Source organism: Streptomyces sp. VNUA24 (assembly GCF_029167005.1).
Classification (GTDB): domain Bacteria; phylum Actinomycetota; class Actinomycetes; order Streptomycetales; family Streptomycetaceae; genus Streptomyces; species Streptomyces scabiei.
Map to the genome: position 1 here is coordinate 9,869,275 of NZ_CP119143.1, position 16,633 is coordinate 9,885,907.

The following is a 16,633-nucleotide window of genomic DNA, read 5'->3' on the forward strand; positions in this document are numbered from 1 at the left end:
GGGGTGCGACAAAAGCCTCACGCCGGACGCCCGGGCCGCGCTGTCGGCGCCGGGGTGACGCGCCGTACACTCCCCGAGTGACCGTCACCGCCACTCCCGTAGACGAGCCGGAACAGCTCGAACCCCAGGCCACGCCCGCCTCCCGGGTGTCCCGATGGGCCGCCCGGCTCCTTCCGGCCGCCGCCGCGGCGCTCTCCGGGGTGCTGCTCTACGTCAGCTTCCCGCCGCGGACGCTGTGGTGGCTGGCCCTGCCGGCCTTCGCCGTCCTCGGCCTGGTGCTGCGCGGACGCGGCTGGAGGGCGGGCCTCGGCCTCGGCTACCTCTTCGGCCTCGGCTTCCTGCTTCCGCTGCTGGTGTGGACCGGTGTGGAGGTGGGCCCCGGACCGTGGCTCGCGCTCGTCGCGATCGAGGCGGTGTTCGTGGCGCTCGTCGGCGCGGGCGTCGCCGTCGTCTCGAAACTGCCGGGCTGGCCGGTGTGGGCCGCCGCGCTGTGGGTCGCCGGTGAGGCGGCACGCGCGCGTGCCCCGTTCCACGGCTTCCCCTGGGGCAAGATCGCCTTCGGGCAGGCGGACGGCGTCTTCCTGCCGCTGGCCGCGCTCGGCGGCACACCCGTGCTCGGCTTCGCGGTCGTGCTGTGTGGCTTCGGGCTGGGCGAGGCGGTGCGGCTGCTCGTCGCGAACCGCCGCACCGGCGAGGCCGTACGGCGGGGCACCGCCGCCGTGGCCGCGCTCTCCGTGGCCGTCCCGCTGGCCGGTGCCTTCGTGTCCCGGGCCCTGGTGAGCGACGAGGCCGAGGACGGCACGGCGACCGTGGCGGTCATCCAGGGCAACGTGCCGCGCCTGGGGCTGGACTTCAACGCGCAGCGGCGGGCCGTGCTCGACTACCACGCCAAGGAGACCGAACGGCTGGCCGCCGAGGTGAAGGCGGGCAAGGTCGCCCGGCCCGACTTCGTGCTCTGGCCGGAGAACTCCTCCGACATCGACCCCTTCGCCAACGCCGACGCCCGCGCGGTGATCGAACGGGCGGCCACCGCCATCGGTGCCCCCATCTCCGTCGGCGGTGTCGTCGAGCGGGACGGCAGGCTCTACAACGAGCAGATCCTCTGGGACCCGGAGAAGGGCCCCGTCGACACCTACGACAAGCGGCAGATCCAGCCGTTCGGCGAGTACCTCCCGCTGCGGTCGCTCATCGGCGCCATCAACGGCGAGTGGACCTCCATGGTCCGCCAGGACTTCAGCCGGGGTACGGAGCCCGGTGTGTTCACCATGGACGGTGCCAAGGTCGGCCTCGTCACCTGCTACGAGGCCGCCTTCGACTGGGCCGTGCGCTCCGAGGTCACCGACGGCGCCCAGCTGATCTCGGTGCCCAGCAACAACGCGACCTTCGACCGCAGCGAGATGACCTACCAGCAGCTCGCCATGTCCCGGGTCCGTGCCGTCGAGCACAGCCGTACCGTCACCGTGCCGGTGACCAGCGGGGTCAGCGCGATCATCATGCCGGACGGGCGGATCACCCAGAAGACGGGCATGTTCGTCCCGGACTCGCTCGTCCAGAAGGTCCCGCTGCGGTCCTCGCAGACGCCCGCCACCCGGTTCGGCATCGCGCCCGAGATGCTTCTGGTGCTGGTCGCGGCCGGTGGGCTCGGCTGGGCGATCGGGGCCGGTGTGCGCGGGAGGCGCGCCGGTGGCGTGTAGCCGTACGCCGCGCGTGCGCGTGCCGGAACGGCGGGGGTGAGGGAACCGGCCCGTTAGGGTCGGCTCCATGGCTACCCCTGACTTCATCCGCACCCTCCGTGTCACCGCCGGCAACCAGCTCCTCTGGCTCCCCGGAGTCACCGCCCTCGTCTTCGACGACGAGGGCAGAGTGCTGCTGGGCCGCCGGTCCGACACCGGCAGGTGGGCGCTGATCGGCGGCATCCCGGACCCCGGCGAGCAGCCGGCGGCCTGTGCCGTGCGGGAGGTCTACGAGGAGACGGCGGTGCGGTGCGTGGCCGAACGGGTCGTCCTCGTGCAGGCACTGGACCCGGTGCGCTACGACAACGGTGACGTCTGCCAGTACATGGACACCACGTTCTACTGCCGGGCGGTCGGCGGCGAGGCACGGGTCAACGACGACGAGTCGCTGGACGTCGGCTGGTTCTCGCTGGACGCCCTGCCGGACCTGAACGAGTTCGCGCTGTTCCGGATCAAGCAGGCGATGTCCGACACGGTCACCTGGTTCGACCCCACGGCCTGAGGCCGGGCCACCGCAACCGGCCCCCCCGTGGGCGGGTGCGGGAGGCCGGCCGGCGGCGTCCTGGACGTTCCCCGGTCAGGCGGCGGGGCGTACGAAGACCGGCTTCAGGTGCTTCTCCGGGAGCGCGTCCGGGAGCTGTTCCCAGTCGAGGACGTGGGAGACGACCCGGGCGGGGTCGACCTTTCCCGAGCGGGCCAGTTCGAGCGCGTCCGGGAGGTGGGCCCGGACGTTGTCGCGGGCGATCCGCAGGGTGACGCCGGTGAGATACATGTCCAGCAGGGGCAGTTCACCCGGCCGGAAGTGATTGCCCGCCGACTCGCACACCCCCTCCGGAGCGAGGGAACCGACCGCCAGCGCCAGTTGGTCGACCCGCCCGGTGGCCTCGACGGCGAGGTCGAAGCCGTGCGGCACGGGCTCGAACGCCTCCGCGGTACGGGCGCCGAACCCCTCGGCGAGAGCGCGGTGACCGGGGTCGGGGTCGACGTACAGCACGTCCGAGGCGCCGAGGGCGCGGGCGATGTCGCACACGTACAGGCCGATGCTGCCCCGCGCGACGACCAGGACACGGGCGCCGGGCCGGTTCCTGAGGTGAGGGGCGACCAGCCGCCAGGACAGGGACCAGTTGTCGCTCGCCGAGGCCATGGCGACCGGGTCGAGACCGGCGGGCAGGGGCACCAGCATGGCCTCCGCGTACGGCACCCGGACCAGGTCGGAGAAGAGGCCGCCCCAACTGCCGCCGATCGGCGCCCCGTACATCGCCATGTGCGGTACGGACGTGCAGTGCGCGGTGAGTCCGGCCCGGCAGTGGTCGCAGGTACCGCAGTTGACGGACCAGGGGACCACCACCAGATCGCCCGGGGCCACGGTGGTGACGGCTTCACCGGTCTCGACGACCCGGGCCACGCACTCGTGACCGAGGGCGAAGGGCGGGTCGAGGAAGCCGTGGCCCGCGAGGATCGCGGAGTCCACGTCGCACGAGGTGGCGGCGACCGGGGCGACGATCGCCTCCCGGTCGGACCGGAGCACGGGGTCGGGAGCCTCCCGCCACTCCACGGTGCGGCGGGCCACGTAGGTCAGTTCACGCACCTGCCCGCTGCTCCCTCGCCAGCGCGACGAGGTCGGCGAAGCGGATGACGTTGCCACCGGCGCCCCAGGTGCCCTCGGGCTGGTCGTTGACCAGCACCCAGACGCGCATGGCGTGTTCCTGGGAGAGCCCGGCGGCGTCGAGGACCGTCGTGGTGGCCTCCGCCACGAGCCCGGCCCTGCGCTCGTCGTCCAGAGCGCCCTGCGGGACCGTCACCTCCACGAGGAAGCGCGGCTCGTCGTCCTCGGCCGTGGTCTGCGCCCCCTCGGGCAGCTCGATCAGGTAGCTCCACGCCTGGGCGCGGAAGAACGGCAGGTCGGGCGCGCGCTCCCAGCGCAGCAGCGCGGCGGCCAGCTCGCGCTGAACGCTCGCCCGGCCCTTCTCGGTCAGCGAACCCGCGGGGGCGGTCAGCCGGATCATCGGCATGGCGGTTCCTCTCTATGACGAACGCTATAGACGGAGGTCACGCTAGACTATGACGAGCGACATAACCAGAGGGGACTACGATCTTGACGCACGGCGGCTCGCCGTCCCGTGAGCGCATCGTGGCCGGGGCGGCCGACCTGATCAGCAGACGCGGGCTGCACGCCGCGAGCATCCGGAACCTCGCCAAGCACGCCAAGGCGCCGCTCGGTTCGACGTACCACTACTTCCCCGACGGCAAGGCGCAACTGGCCACCGAGGCCGTGCGGTACGCGGAGACGGCCATCGCCCGTGCCCTGGGCAAGGCGCTGAAGGACGGGCCCGTCGACGGGGTCCGTGCCTTCCTGGCCCTGTGGCGCGGCATCGTGGTCGACAGCGAGTTCCGGGTGGGCTGCCCCATCCTCGCGGTGTCCGTCGAGGAGCCGCCGGACGGTGAGATCCCCGCGGCCCTCAGTGCCGCCGCCGCGGCGTTCGACGGCTGGGAGCGGCTGCTCGCCGACGCGCTGGGCGACCACGGCGTCGACCCTGAGCGGTCGGCCGCCCTCGGTGCCCTCGTCGTGGCCTCCGTCGAGGGCGCCACCGCCATGTGCCGCGCCAAGCGCAGCGCTCGGCCGCTGGACCAGGTGGGAGAGCAGTTGGTGGCGTTGATCGCCGAGGCCGTCGAGGGCCGGGACTGAGCCCGGCAGGGGTGTGACCGGGCGGCGACCGGGTTCGCCGTCGAGGGCTCTGTCCTGCCGGGCCTGTGTGGTGAGATGCCGCTGCCGTGAGCCGTGAGCCGTGAGCCGTGAGCCGTGAGCCGTGAGCCGTGAGCCGTGAGCCGTGAGCCGTGAGCCGTGCGGGCTCGGGGGGCCTCGTCGCCGTTCGCAGGTGCCGCGGGCGTCGGCCCATGCCCGTGGCACCGCGGACGTGGTGGCCGGGCTCGCCCCGGCGGGCCCGGCCGTGGACTCAGGCCCCGACGGCTCCCCGGATCGCCATGGCCTTCTCCTCGGTGAACACGCCGCTGTCCAGGAGGGACAGCACCGACAGGACCCCGCGGCCGGAGCCCCAGCTGCCCTCGTCGACGACCCGGAAGGTGACCCACCACGTCGGCGAGGGCTCGGGGACCCCGCAGGCCGCGGCCATCGCGGCCAGGACGCGCTCGATGACCTCCGCCCTGACCTCCCGGCGCCAGTCCCCGTCCATCACCGTGACGTCGATCACCATCGCGTCGGCGGGCTGCTCGCCGTCCGCCAGGAGCCGGCCGCCGATCGCGGCCATGTCGCCCGCCCGCTCGTCGAAGTGCACCTGGAACCCGGCCCGCGCGGCCGGGGCGAACCGGCCGACCTCGGGCACCAGCACGGCGTCCGTCAGGGTCTCCGCCAGCGTCCGGCGCTGGTCGGGGCTCAGCCTGCCCCGCACGGTGTTCACGGTGATGACGGTCATGACGCTCTCCTATGACGAGTGTTATAGCGGAGACCGTACACCGCCCCATGGGGTGCTCCGGCGGGCCGGACCGGTGGGCCGGGGGTTCGTTCCCGGCCGGAAGTCGCGGTAAGGTCGCCCTAAGTGGACATCTGTCCGTCAGTGCCGGGCGTGCGTCAGGAAGGGCGGGCGAGGGGTGTCGGCGAGTGAGGTGCCGCAGCGGTCCGACGCGCAGCGCAATCGCGAGCGCATCCTGAAGGTCGCACTGGCCGAACTGGCGCGCTCCGCCGACGTCCCGCTCAGCACGATCGCCAAGAAGGCGGGCGTGGGGCAGGCCACCTTCTACCGCAACTTCCCCAGCCGCGAGGCGCTCGTCCTGGAGGTCCACCGCCAGGAGGTGCAGCAACTCGTCGACGGTGCGGCCGTGTTGCTCCGCACCCTGGAGCCCGACCGGGCGCTGCGCGCATGGCTGGACCACCTCGCCCGCTACGCCACCGCCAAGGCCGGCCTGGCCGATGCGCTGCGCCGGGCCACCGCCGCGACGGGCGCCCCGGCGAAACCCGGCTCCGCGCTCCTGGTCGCCGCGATCGAACGCCTGCTGACGGCCAACCACGACGCCGGAACCATCCGCCCGGACGTGACCGCCGACGACGTCGTCCTCGCCATCGCCGGCGTCTGGCAGCTCGACCCGCAGGGCGACTGGCAGCCCCGCGCGGCCCGTCTCTTCGACCTCGTCATGCGCGGCCTGCGTACGGGGGCGCCCGGCCGGGGACAGGGCACGCGCCGCGCCGGGCCGGGGTGATCGCGGCCGGGAACGAAGATCCGGTCAGAATCGTTCACGTGCTGCACACCTACTGAAGGAGCAAGCCCGTGTCCGCCAGACAGACGGACTCCCCGGGGCACAGTCCCCGACCACCTCGCCGAATCTCGGCTGATCGATCCGATCGCGGCACGCGACGAGGTGGTGCTCGATGAGTGCCGTGTACGCCGTAACGGGCCTGCTGGCCGTCCTCGTCCTCACCGCCGGCACCGGCTATTTCGTCGCCCAGGAGTTCGCCTACGTCTCCGCCGACCGGCTCGCCCTCGCCCGCGACGCGGCGGCGGGCGACCGGCGGGCCGCCCGCGCCCTGACCGTGCTGGAACGGCTGTCGTTCATGCTGTCCGGCGCCCAGCTGGGCATCACCGTCACCGGCCTGATCGTCGGCTTCATCGCCGAACCGTCCGTGTCCGCCCTGCTCGAACCGGCCCTGACCGGCCTCGGGGTCCCGGAGGGCGCGGTCGGCGGGATCTCCGTCGTCCTCGCGTTCACGGCGGCCACCGTCGTCCAGATGGTCCTCGGCGAACTGGCACCCAAGAACCTCGCGCTGGCCGTCCCCGAACGCCTGGCGAAGTCCCTGGCCGCCTCCACACTCGCCTACCTGAAGGTCGTCGGCCCGGTCGTGCACGTCTTCGACGGCGCCGCCAACCGGCTGCTGCGCAGGGTGGGCATCGAGCCCGTCGAGGAACTGCACCACGGCGCGACCCTGGAGGAGTTGGGCCACCTCATCGGCGAGTCCCACGAGCAGGGCGAACTGCCCAAGGACACCGCCGAACTGCTCGACCACGCCCTGGAGTTCTCCGAGCGGACCCTCGACGAGGTGCTGGTGCCGAGGGTGGCCGCCGTCTTCGTCCGCGACGACGCCTCCGCCGCCGAGGCGGTGGAACTGATCGCCGAGCACGGTCACTCGAACTACCCGGTGCTCGGCGACCACCCGGACGACGTCACCGGCGTCCTCGGCGTGCGTGAGCTGATGCGGCTGCCCGCCGGACCCCTCACCGCCACCACCGCCGGCGCCCTCGCCCGCCGCCCCCTGCTGCTGCCGGACACCCTGCCGCTGCCGGACGCCGTGACACGGATGCGCGAGCAGGACGACGAGTTCGCCGTGGTCCTGGACGAGCACGGCGGAGTCGCCGGCATCGTCACCTACGAGGACATCGCCGAGGAACTGGTGGGCGACATCGCCGACGAGTCCGACACCGTCACCGAACTCGCCGTCGCCGACGGCACCGGCTGGCTGGTCGACGCCGGGCGCCGCCTCGACGAGGTCGCCGACGCAACGGGCCTCCACCTGCCCGAGGAGGAGGACTACGACACCGTCGCCGGACTGGTCGTGGACCGGCTCGGCCGCTTCCCGGCCATCGGCGACCGGCTCGCCGTCGACCTGCCCGACGGCGGACGTGCCGTCATCGACGTCACCACGCTCGACCGGCACGTACCGGGCCGGGTCCGTCTGGAGCGGGTGCCCGTGCGTGAGCGCGAGGAGGAGCAGGCATGAGCTTCCCCATGGCACTCTTCGCCACCGTCCTGCTGCTGATCGGCAGCGGGTTCTTCGTCGCCGCCGAGTTCGCGCTCGTCGCCGCCAAACGCCACCGTATGGAACAGGCCGCCGCCTCCGGGCAGCGCGGCGCCAAGGCCGCCCTCGCGGGTATGCGCGAACTGTCGCTGATGCTGGCCGGCGCCCAACTCGGCATCACGGTCTGCACCCTGGGCCTCGGCTCCGTCTCCAAACCCGCCATCTCGCACGAACTCGACCCCCTCCTGCACCGCCTGGGCCTGCCCAGCGCCCTCAGCTACGGCGTGGCGTTCGTCGTCGCCATGGTGGTCGTGGTGTTCCTGCACATGGTGGTCGGAGAGATGGCACCCAAGTCGTGGGCCATCGCCCACCCCGAGCGCTCCGCGATGCTGCTGTCCCCGTCCTTCCGGGCCGTGGTCAGGGCCGTACGACCGCTGATCGGGGTGCTCAACCGGGTCAGCAACGCACTCGTACGCCTGTGCAAGGTCACCCCGCGCGACGAACTGACCTCCGTGCACAACCGCGAGCAGCTCACGCATCTCGTCGAGGAGTCGCAGCGCCTCGGGCTGATCAGCGAGACGGACTCCGCGCTGATCACCCGGTCGCTGACGGAGCCCGCGACCCCGGTGCGCGACCTCGTGGTGCCCGCCGGGGAGATCAACGCGGTCGACGCGGACGCCGACGTCGAGGCCGTGCTCCGCGCCGCCGCCGCGCACGACCGCACCCGTCTCCTCGTCCGCGCCGGGGACGGCACCGTCCTCGGCTCGGTCCACGCCCGCGACGCCCTGGTCGCCCGGACGAAGGGCCGCGCCGTCACGGTACGGACCCTCGCCCGGCCCGTACCGGGCCTGCCGGACGACGCGACCGTGGCCGACGCGATCGACGTCCTGCGCAGGCATCGCGCCACCCTCGCCGTCGTCCACGACGACTCGGGGCGCCTGGCCGGTCTGGTCACCCTGGACGACCTCCTGGCGCGCTATCTGCAACCCCGGGCCGCCTGACGGCCGCCCTCGGCGCACCACACGGCGGCCGTGCTGTAGAAGTCTCCTGGAGCGTGATCGTTCCAACGGTCCCGCCGGCCGCCCCGGCCGGCGGGACGTCGCGCTGCGCGAAGGAGCAGGTACAGCAGGATGACCGACCCGCACGACCGTACGACCACGGGCCGGCGGCCCCTCCGCCTGGCGCTCGCGGAACGGGCCCGCGACGTCACGGAGGCCCGCTGGTTCGGCGTCACCGTGTTCGCCCTGATCCTCGCCAACGCGGCGCTGCTGGGCGTGGAGACGTACAGCGCGCTGGTGGCGGGCTGGGGCACCTGGTTACGCCTCGCCGAGCACGCCTTCCTGGTCGCGTTCACCGCGGAGATACTCGTGCGTGCCTGCGCGCACGCCGACCGCCCCCGTGACTTCCTGCGCGACCCGTGGAACCTGTTCGACCTGGCCGTCGTGGCCTCCGCCTTCCTCCCCTTCGCCCGCGACAACGGCACCGTCCTGCGGCTGCTGCGCCTGGCCCGCGTCCTGCGCACCGCCCGCTTCCTGCCCCAGCTGCGCGTCTTCATGGTCGCCGTGGGCCGCAGCCTGCCCGGCACCTTCAGCTTCCTTCTCATCGGCGCCCTGGTGCTGTACGTCTATGCCATGGTCGGCTGGGTGTTCTTCGCCGAGCACGACCCCGAACACTTCGGCTCCCTCGGCCGGGCCGTCCTCACCCTCTTCCTCCTCATGACCCTGGACGGTCTCGGCGACGCCGTCCGCGCAGGGCTGGAGATCTCCCGCTGGAGCATCGTCTACTACGCCTCCTACGTCCTGTTCGCCTCCTTCGTCCTGGTCAACGTTCTCATCGGCGTCGTCATCAGCTCCCTCGACGAGGCCCGCGAGATGGAACGGGAAGAGGAGGAGCGGGCGCGTGCGGAGGCGGAGCGTGCGCAGGCGGAGCGTACGCGCGCGCAGGCGGAACCGGGCCGCGCGCAGGGGGAGTTGCTCCCCACGCCGGGTCCGGCGCGCCCGGACGTCGAGGGGCACATCGCCGACGAGCGCGAACTCCTCCTCCGCGTCCTGGCCGCACGGCAGGCCCTCGACGCCCTCGAATCCAGCCTCCAGCGGCGCTGTCCGCCGCTCCCGTACCCGCAGACGGATGAGCCGGTGCCGGAGCCGTCGGGCCGGGTCTGAGTGACGCGCCCGCCCCGGTCGGGGAGACCGGGGCGGGCGCGTCAGGCACGGCGGGCGGGGCGGTCCGCGGTCAGGTGCCGGAGGCCGCCGGCTGCCAGGTGGCCTGGACCAGGGCGCGTTCGGTGGCGGCCAGGTACACCGCCGTCGCCAGCCAGGCGCGGGCGTAGGGGGCCGGGTCGGGATCGGTGACGCGGCCGAAGACGTCCCGGGAGCGACGGTCGGCCTCCGCGGCGAGCGCGCTCGACAGGTCGGCGGCCGCGTGGAACCCGCTGCGGCGCAGAGCCGCGCCCGCTCCGTTCCGGTCGCCGTCCCGGGCGGGTTCGGCGACCGCGCGGCGGCCCCCGGAGACGGCGACCTCGACCAGCCGGCGCAGCCGCCACAGCGGGGCATCGGCCAGCGGGTCGGCCGGGACACCGACGAGACCCTCCGGGGCCGGCAGCGAGTCGGGCGGCGGGAAGTGCGCGCCCTGGAGGCGGTCGTACCCCAGGTCGGCGTGGCCCTGCCAGTCGTCCGGCAGCCGCAGCGTGGCCTCCGCGTCCGGGGCCGGGCCGACCGCGAGGGGGCGGAGCGTGGCGGCCCGGTCGGGTTCGAGCCGGCCGAGCACACGCAGCCGCAGACCGGGACGGGCGGCGAGCTGACGGAAGTTGGCGCTGTGGGCGAGGTCCGGGTGGCCGTTCGCCGGAGTCAGCCGGACCAGGAGGCCGTCACCGGTCGAGGCCCCGGCGGGCGACACCTCACGGGCGAGCAGATGATCGCCCGCCGCCCCGACGAGGACCAGGTCGCAGCCGATCAGCCGACGGGCCGTCCGCTCGGCCTGTTCCGGATCGGTTCCGGGGGCGACGGCGAGCCGTTCGGCGACCGCCTCGGCCAGGGGCCGGGCGAAGAGGGCGGCGAGCGGTCCCGATGTCCAGGGCAGGCCCGGGAGCGGCGTGGCCCGCACGCCCTTGCCGGAGCCGAGGCGGCCGTCCGGGGAGAGCGTGGCGCCGGAGACCAGCAGGCCGCCGCGCGAGAGCCCGGCGTGGTCGAGGGTGCCGGAGCCGAGCGCGACGGTGGCCGTGCCGGCGCCCCGGGCGCGCGCCGGGCCGCCCGGCCTGACGTCGGCGATCGAGAACCAGTCCCCTTCGTCGGACACGAGGTGGGTGACGACACCGCCGTAGCCGGTGGCCGAGATCACCGGTTCCCGGCACACCCCGTGCACCCGCAGGCTGCCGCCCGGCCGGTAGGCGCGGCGGGCGGTGCCGACGAGGCCCGGATCGGGGTCCGCCGCCGACAGCAGGCCGGTGGTGAGCAGCAGTTCGCGCACGTTGGCGACGAGGTCGGCCAGCCGGTGGCCCTCGTGCCGGGCGCGCGCGCCGCGCAGTCCGCGCACCACCCGCAGGGCGGCCGCCTCGGCGCGATGCAGCCCCGCGAGCCGTGCGGTGTGCGCGGCCCGCAGCAGCTCCGCCTGCGGCACCGCGCCCGCCCCCGGGACCCCGGCGGCGAGCACGGCCGCGGTGGCGGCCCAGAGCCCGGCGGCGGCTGCGGTCTGGGCGGGCGTGGGGGGCGCGGCCGCGGGGGTGTGGGGCGTTCCCGGGGTGGCGGTGGCGCTGTCGGTGGCGCTGTCGTTTGCTGCGGGGCCGCCCGGGCCGCCGGTGCTGGTCGTGCCGTCGGCGCCGTCGGTGCCGTCGGGGTCGGCGGTGCCCGTGCCCGCCGGTCCGTCCGTTTCGGCGACCGCGTCGGCCGCGGCCCCGCTCGTCCCGACGCCCTCGGCATCCGCGTCGGCCACCGGGCAGGCACTCAGCACCGCGGCCCGGTGCAGACAGCGGGGGGCGAGCAGACAGCTGCACACCGCCCGCTCGGCGTCGGTGACCGCACCGGAGGGTCCGGGAGTCAGCGTCACCTCGGCGTCCTCGCCGCACCGGACGCGCAGGGCCGCGCCGTCGGCCGTGACGGGCAGGGCCGCGTACGTCTCGATCGCGGCGTCCAGCTTCTTGCGCAGCCGTGAGGTCAGGCTCTCGACGGCGGCGGCCACCACTTCGGGCGCCGCCGGGGGCAGTTCGGCGTTCATCGGGTCTCTCCGCGGAGGCGGTCGCCCACCCAGCGGGCGAGGGCGAGGGGACTGAGGGCGGCGACCGGCATCCCGGCCGCGACGAGCTGCTGGGCGACCGGCACCGAGTAGCGCGGGGTGCCGGTGTCGTCCAGGGCGGCGCAGCCCATCAGATGCACCCCGGAACCCGCGAGGGCCCGTACCTCGCCGAGCAGCCCGCCCAGCGGGTAGCCCTCCTCGAAGTCGCTCACGACCACGACCAGGGTCCGGCTGGGCACGGTCACCAGGGAACGGGCGTGGGCCAGCCCCGCCGCGATATGGGTGCCGCCGCCGACCCGCACCTCCAGCAGCAGCGACAACGGGTCGTCGACCCGGTCGGTCAGATCGATCACGTCGGTCGAGAAGGCCAGGAAGTGCGTCGACAGCGTGGGCACACCGCCCAGCACGGCCGCGGTCAGCGCCGACCAGATGACGGATGCCTCCATGGACCCCGACACGTCGACGACGAGGATCAGCCGCCAGTCCGCCTCCTTGCGGGACCGGGTGCTGAACACCGGCCGCTCCGGCACCACCACGGTCCGGCCGTCCGCCGTCCGGCGCGTGTGGGCCAGGTTCGCCCGCAGGGTGCGCGGCAGGTCGAGCCGGCCTCCGGGGCGGCGGGTCGGGCGCGGGGTGGCCAGACCCGTGAGCGCCGGCCGCATCCGGGTGGCGAGTTCCTTCGCCAGTTCGTCGACCAGACGCCGGACCAGCGGGCGCAGCCTGGCCAGTTGCTGCTCCGGCATCCCTCCGGCGAGGGAGAGCACCGAGGTGAGCAGGTCGACCGAGGGACGGACGGCCTTGGGATCGAGCTCGGCCAGGACGTCCGTGCGGCCCTGGTCCGCGGCCCGCGCCAGCACCTCCTCGCGGACCTCCGCGCCGAACAGCGCGTCCAGCTCCTCGGCCCACTCCCGGGCCGTGGGGAACGACGTGTCCTGACCGCCGGCCCGGCTCCGGCCGCCCTCCCGGCCCAGGTCCGAGGAACCCTCGCCCCGGCCGGTGCCGTACAGCTCGTCCAGGGCGTGCGCGTAACGGCGGGCACCCTGCGGCAGCTTCTCGCTCTCCCGGCCGAGGAGCAGCCGCCAGCGGTCGGTGGGGGTGAGGTGGAGGGGGTCCGGCGTCCCCGGCTCCGCCGGGGCGACGGGGGCCGCCGGGTCGGCGGGCGTCTCCGGAGCCGCGGTGTCGGCCGTGTCCTCGGAGCGCCCCACCGGTTCCGTGCGGGCCGGCAGCCGCAGCCGGTCGACGGCCGCCAGGCCCGCTCTGTCGGCAGCCGTCCACAGGGCGAGGAGCGCCGGTGACGCGCCGAGCGACAGGTCCAGCCGGTCGCCGAGGCGCTCGGTCACGGTGTCGAGAAGACGGTCGCGGCCGGCCGGTGTGAGTGTGTCGAAGCCGCCGCGAAGGGCGGGCAGCCGGTCCAGGAACCCCTGGTCGGTGAGCGTGTCGATACGGTCGAGCAGCGGGTCCAGCGCTTTCGGCGCGGACTGGAGGAGGGGTGCCGCGCCGCTGAGCAGGCCGCTGAGCCGACGGGCCAGCGCGAGCCGGCCGTCGGGGCCGGTGGCCGTGTCGATCCAGCCCGCGGCACGCTCCCCGAGCGTGTCGGCGGCGTCGAGGTCGAGCAGGACGCGGGCGGCCAGCGCCGCGCCCTGGACCAGCGGGGAGCCGGTGCGCGCGAGGGTGCCCAGGGCGTCGTCCATGCGCAGACCGAGGCGGTGGTCACCGGCCCGTGAGGCGAGCGCGACGAGCGCGGCGGCGTCCTCCGGCTGGTCGCTGCCCGCGAGGCCGGGCAGCGCGCGGACGGCCGCCTCCAGGAGGTCGACGGCCAGCTCGGCCGCCGACAGCCTGCCCTCGGCGGTGGTGCCGGGCAGATGGCCCCGCCGCAGTGCCTCCAACAGGTCGAGCGCTTCGAGGAGTTCGGGAAGGGTGGCCGCCGCCGGGAGGACGGCGGCGGCGTCCGCCAGGCGGTCGGCGACCAGCGCGGGCAGGTCGCAGCGGGCCGCCGCGCGGAGCCCGGCGAGCACCAGGGCGCAGGTGGGCCCGCCGTCCGCCGACTCCCGGCGGAAGGTCTCCCGCAGCGTGCCCTCGGCGGCCAGGGCCGCGGTCACGCCCCGTATCCCGGCCAGGTCCAGCCGTACGGGGACCGCGGGCGTCCAGGACAGCCGCCACCGGGTGGTGAGCGCCGTACCGTCGCCCGTGCCGGCCACCTCCACGGCCTCGCCGTAGCCCGCGCCGCACACCGCGAGACGTTGCAGCAGCGTCTCGCGGCGGCTGTCGAGGGCCGAGCGGAGCGGGTCCAGGCGCAGTTCGCGCGAGGCGGGGTCGTCCGGGCCGGGCAGCCGCAGCGCGGCCAGCTCCGCCTCCACCGAGGGGCCGAGGCCGGAGCGGGGGGTGCCCGGCGCGATCCGGCCCCGGTCGGTGCCGACCAGGACCACGTCGAGGGCCCGGGCGAGGGCCCGGCCCCGGCCGAGCGGTTCGCCCTGGCCCATGACGGTCGTCAGCGCCTCCAGGACCTCGCCCCGGCCGGGAGCGGTCAGCCCTCGGAGGGCGGCCAGGTCGCAGGCCATCCGCAGCGTCTCGGTGGCCTCCCCGGTGCCCGCGGTGTGTCCGGCGGCGCGCAGCTCCCGGCACACGTCGGTGATCGCCCGCGCGGCGGCGCCGCGCAGCAGGTCGGGGTCGCCCCCGGCCGTGAACACCGCCTGCTGCCAGCGCGGGTCCCGGATGCCCGCCGGGTACCCGGAACGGGAGTCCAGCAGGTCGAAGGCGTACGGGACCAGCGAGGTGACGACGGGCGGGTGCTCCGCGACGAGCCCCGCCGCCCGGGCCCGGCCGGGGGCGTCGACCGTACGTGTGACCGGCGCCCCGCTCCCGCCCTCGGCCGGGCCGTCGGCGGACCCGTCGTCGAGCCCGTCGGTGAGGGCCGGGGCGTGGAAGGCGCCGATCACGGCCGCGACCCGGCGACCCCCCGCCGCCGCGCGGGCGACGGTGGCCCGCATGTGGGCCTCGCGGGCCAGGTCCACGGACGGCACGCCGCCCGCCGACTCGGCATCGCGGCGCAGCGCCCATCCCACGCCGAGCGCCGCACGGCGGATCGCCTCGGGGGCGCAGCCGGGGGCGAGCACCTCCACACACCGGTCCCACAGGTCGTCGCCGTCGCGCCCCGTCCCGGCGGCGGTGAGCGCGGCCGCGAACGCGGTGGGCGGGGCGGCGGGAGCGGCGACCGCGCTCCGCGTGTCGGCGGGCGGGGCGGGGCCGTCCGCCGGTGCGACGGTGTCGTCCGCGGGTCCGGCTGCCGGGTCGTCCGCGGGCGGTGCGGGGAGGGTGGCCGGGCCCGGCCCGGTCGCCTCCGCGCTCCACGCCGGATCCGACATCGGCAGGTCGCAGCAGATCACCTCCACCCCCCGCTCACGCGCCCAGCGGAGCGCGGCGAGTTCGGGGGAGAAGTCGGCGAACGGGTAGAAGCCGAGCCGTCCCCCCTCGCTCGCCCCGGCCAGCGCGACCGGTGCCAGGGTGCCGGGGGCGGCGAGATGGGGGAGCCAGTGCTGGAAGTCGGCCGGCAGCTCCACGCACACCACCTCGGCGCCCGAGGCGTCCAGCAGGGCGGGGACGGCCGCGGCGAGGGCCGGACTGTGGTGCCGTACGCCCAGCAGGTACGGCGCGGCGGAGTCGGCGAGGGCCGTGACGGCCGCCCTCGGGTCCTGAGTGGTCGTCACCGAAGGTTCTCCCGCAGGTCCCACAGGCGGCGCCACATCGCCGAGCCGTCCTCGGCGCGGCGCCGCACCGGCCCGTCCCAGTAGCCGAGCAGCCGGGCGTGGTCGGCCGGGTCGTCCTTGCGGACCACACCCAGCAGGTGGCCGGGGACGAGGTCGAGGGCGTCCCCGCCGGGCAGATACGCGGCGGCCACCCCGAGCGAGGCCGCGACCTGCACGGCCTCGGCGGTGGACATCACCGTGCCGGGACGCTCCACGTCCCAGCCCTCGGCGGAGCGCCCTTCGCGCAGATCGCGGAAGACGGTCACCAGCACGTCGAGCACGGCGTCGTCCACGCCGAAGGCCGCGCCCGCCCGCTGCACGGCCGCCTCCGCCTGCCGCCGGACGAGGGCGGTCTCGGCGTCCACGTCCGCGATCGGGTGCACGGTCTCGAAGTTGAAGCGCCGCTTGAGCGCCGCCGACATCTCCGAGACGCCCCGGTCGCGCAGGTTGGCCGTGGCGATGACGGTGAACCCGGGCGCGGCCGGGACCTGGGCGTCGTCCGTGCCGGACAGCTCGGGCACGCTCACCCGCCGGTCGGACAGGATCGACACCAGCGCGTCCTGCACCTCGGGCAGACAGCGGGTGATCTCCTCGACCCGTGCCACCCGGCCCGAGCGCATGGCGCCGAGCACGGGCGAGTCGACCAGCGCCTGCGGGGTGGGGCCCTGGGCGAGCAGCAGGGCGTAGTTCCAGCCGTAGCGGAAGGCGTCCTCGGTGGTGCCCGCGGTGCCCTGCACGGTCAGCGCGCTGGTGCCGCACACGGCGGCCGACAGCAGCTCGGAGAGCATCGACTTGGCCGTACCGGGCTCGCCGACCAGCAGCAGACCCCGTTCACCGGCGAGGGTGACCACGCACCGCTCGACCAGGGCGCGCTCGCCGACGAACTTGGGCGCGATCACCAGCTTCTCGGGCAGCGTCTCGTGCGGCTTGGGCAGCTTCAGGGTCTCGCCGCCGCTGCCGCAGACGAAGGTGACCACGGAACGCGGGGTCAGCCGCCAGCCGGGCGGGCGGGGGCCCTGGTCGTGGGCGGCGAGGAAGTCGAGTTCGGTGGCGTGGCGCTCCTCGGCGGGCAGGGTCTGCCGGGCCGGGAGGGCCGTCGCCGTGTCGGTCGGGGTCATGGATGTCCTTGCTCGGTGGGTCGGTGGGTCGGTGGGTCGTTCTGGTGTGCGGGTGGCGGGGGCGCCCCG

General features: G+C 75.1%; 13 protein-coding genes. 7 read left to right on the top strand and 6 right to left on the bottom strand.

Annotation, left to right across the window (positions count from 1 at the left end):
• Positions 1-77 precede the first annotated feature (77 nt).
• Both lnt and PYR72_RS42510 read left to right on the top strand, forming a co-directional pair.
• Positions 78-1,694: an apolipoprotein N-acyltransferase gene (gene lnt / locus PYR72_RS42505; RefSeq protein WP_275460238.1), complete on the top strand. Its 1,617-nt coding sequence runs from the start codon at positions 78-80 to the stop codon at positions 1,692-1,694.
• Positions 1,695-1,761: 67 nt separating this feature from the next.
• Positions 1,762-2,235, top strand: coding sequence for an NUDIX domain-containing protein (locus tag PYR72_RS42510; protein WP_275460239.1), 474 nt, complete (start codon positions 1,762-1,764; stop codon positions 2,233-2,235).
• 75 nt (positions 2,236-2,310) lie between these two features.
• Here the strand turns inward: PYR72_RS42510 and PYR72_RS42515 are convergent, their stop codons facing one another.
• Positions 2,311-3,321 carry an alcohol dehydrogenase catalytic domain-containing protein gene (locus PYR72_RS42515; RefSeq protein ID WP_275460240.1) on the bottom strand — a complete coding sequence of 337 codons (1,011 nt, stop codon included), beginning with the start codon at positions 3,319-3,321 and terminating at the stop codon, positions 2,311-2,313.
• Positions 3,314-3,745, bottom strand: coding sequence for a tautomerase family protein (locus tag PYR72_RS42520; RefSeq protein ID WP_275460241.1), 432 nt, complete (start codon positions 3,743-3,745; stop codon positions 3,314-3,316). Before PYR72_RS42520 ends, PYR72_RS42515 begins: the two co-directional genes overlap by 8 nt.
• An 83-nt stretch (positions 3,746-3,828) precedes the next feature.
• On the opposite strand from PYR72_RS42520, the gene PYR72_RS42525 reads away from it, so the two are divergent.
• Positions 3,829-4,419 carry a TetR/AcrR family transcriptional regulator gene (locus tag PYR72_RS42525; protein WP_275460242.1) on the top strand — a complete coding sequence of 197 codons (591 nt, stop codon included), beginning with the start codon at positions 3,829-3,831 and terminating at the stop codon, positions 4,417-4,419.
• A 268-nt stretch (positions 4,420-4,687) separates the two neighbouring features.
• Here the strand turns inward: PYR72_RS42525 and PYR72_RS42530 are convergent, their stop codons facing one another.
• Positions 4,688-5,164: a tautomerase enzyme gene (locus PYR72_RS42530; protein ID WP_275460243.1), complete on the bottom strand. Its 477-nt coding sequence runs from the start codon at positions 5,162-5,164 to the stop codon at positions 4,688-4,690.
• 175 nt (positions 5,165-5,339) lie between these two features.
• Here PYR72_RS42530 and PYR72_RS42535 point away from each other — a divergent pair, with 175 nt between their 5' ends.
• The 4 genes from PYR72_RS42535 to PYR72_RS42550 all read left to right on the top strand — a co-directional run bounded on the left by PYR72_RS42535 (position 5,340) and on the right by PYR72_RS42550 (position 9,638).
• Positions 5,340-5,945, top strand: a complete 606-nt coding sequence (locus PYR72_RS42535) for a TetR/AcrR family transcriptional regulator (RefSeq protein WP_275460244.1) — start codon at positions 5,340-5,342, stop codon at positions 5,943-5,945.
• Positions 5,946-6,114: 169 nt separating this feature from the next.
• Positions 6,115-7,458 (top strand): hemolysin family protein, encoded by a 1,344-nt coding sequence (locus PYR72_RS42540; protein WP_275460245.1) that lies wholly within the window; start codon positions 6,115-6,117, stop codon positions 7,456-7,458.
• Positions 7,455-8,477, top strand: a complete 1,023-nt coding sequence (locus tag PYR72_RS42545) for a hemolysin family protein (protein WP_275460246.1) — start codon at positions 7,455-7,457, stop codon at positions 8,475-8,477. The genes PYR72_RS42540 and PYR72_RS42545 overlap by 4 nt, the downstream gene beginning before the upstream one ends.
• 129 nt (positions 8,478-8,606) lie before the next feature.
• A complete protein-coding gene (locus PYR72_RS42550) occupies positions 8,607-9,638 on the top strand; it encodes an ion transporter (protein WP_275460247.1) in 1,032 nt (343 codons plus the stop codon).
• A gap of 70 nt (positions 9,639-9,708) precedes the next feature.
• Here PYR72_RS42550 and PYR72_RS42555 read toward each other — a convergent pair whose 3' ends face one another.
• The 3 genes from PYR72_RS42555 to PYR72_RS42565 are packed head-to-tail and all read right to left on the bottom strand — an operon-like array spanning position 9,709 to position 16,564.
• Positions 9,709-11,685, bottom strand: a complete 1,977-nt coding sequence (locus PYR72_RS42555) for an SWIM zinc finger family protein (RefSeq protein ID WP_275460248.1) — start codon at positions 11,683-11,685, stop codon at positions 9,709-9,711.
• Positions 11,682-15,407: a DUF5682 family protein gene (locus tag PYR72_RS42560; protein ID WP_275460249.1), complete on the bottom strand. Its 3,726-nt coding sequence runs from the start codon at positions 15,405-15,407 to the stop codon at positions 11,682-11,684. Before PYR72_RS42560 ends, PYR72_RS42555 begins: the two co-directional genes overlap by 4 nt.
• Positions 15,404-16,564: an AAA family ATPase gene (locus PYR72_RS42565; protein WP_059084887.1), complete on the bottom strand. Its 1,161-nt coding sequence runs from the start codon at positions 16,562-16,564 to the stop codon at positions 15,404-15,406. The genes PYR72_RS42560 and PYR72_RS42565 overlap by 4 nt, the downstream gene beginning before the upstream one ends.
• Positions 16,565-16,633 lie beyond the last annotated feature (69 nt).

Excerpts from the sequence above, each read along its gene's own strand:
- PYR72_RS42510 (WP_275460239.1), top strand. The coding sequence starts at position 1,762 with ATGGCTACCCCTGACTTCATCCGCACCCTCCGTGTCACCGCCGGCAAC.
- PYR72_RS42520 (WP_275460241.1), bottom strand. The coding sequence starts at position 3,745 with ATGCCGATGATCCGGCTGACCGCCCCCGCGGGTTCGCTGACCGAGAAG.
- PYR72_RS42530 (WP_275460243.1), bottom strand. The coding sequence starts at position 5,164 with ATGACCGTCATCACCGTGAACACCGTGCGGGGCAGGCTGAGCCCCGAC.
- PYR72_RS42540 (WP_275460245.1), top strand. The coding sequence starts at position 6,115 with ATGAGTGCCGTGTACGCCGTAACGGGCCTGCTGGCCGTCCTCGTCCTC.
- PYR72_RS42545 (WP_275460246.1), top strand. The coding sequence starts at position 7,455 with ATGAGCTTCCCCATGGCACTCTTCGCCACCGTCCTGCTGCTGATCGGC.
- PYR72_RS42550 (WP_275460247.1), top strand. The coding sequence starts at position 8,607 with ATGACCGACCCGCACGACCGTACGACCACGGGCCGGCGGCCCCTCCGC.
- PYR72_RS42555 (WP_275460248.1), bottom strand. The coding sequence starts at position 11,685 with ATGAACGCCGAACTGCCCCCGGCGGCGCCCGAAGTGGTGGCCGCCGCC.
- PYR72_RS42565 (WP_059084887.1), bottom strand. The coding sequence starts at position 16,564 with ATGACCCCGACCGACACGGCGACGGCCCTCCCGGCCCGGCAGACCCTG.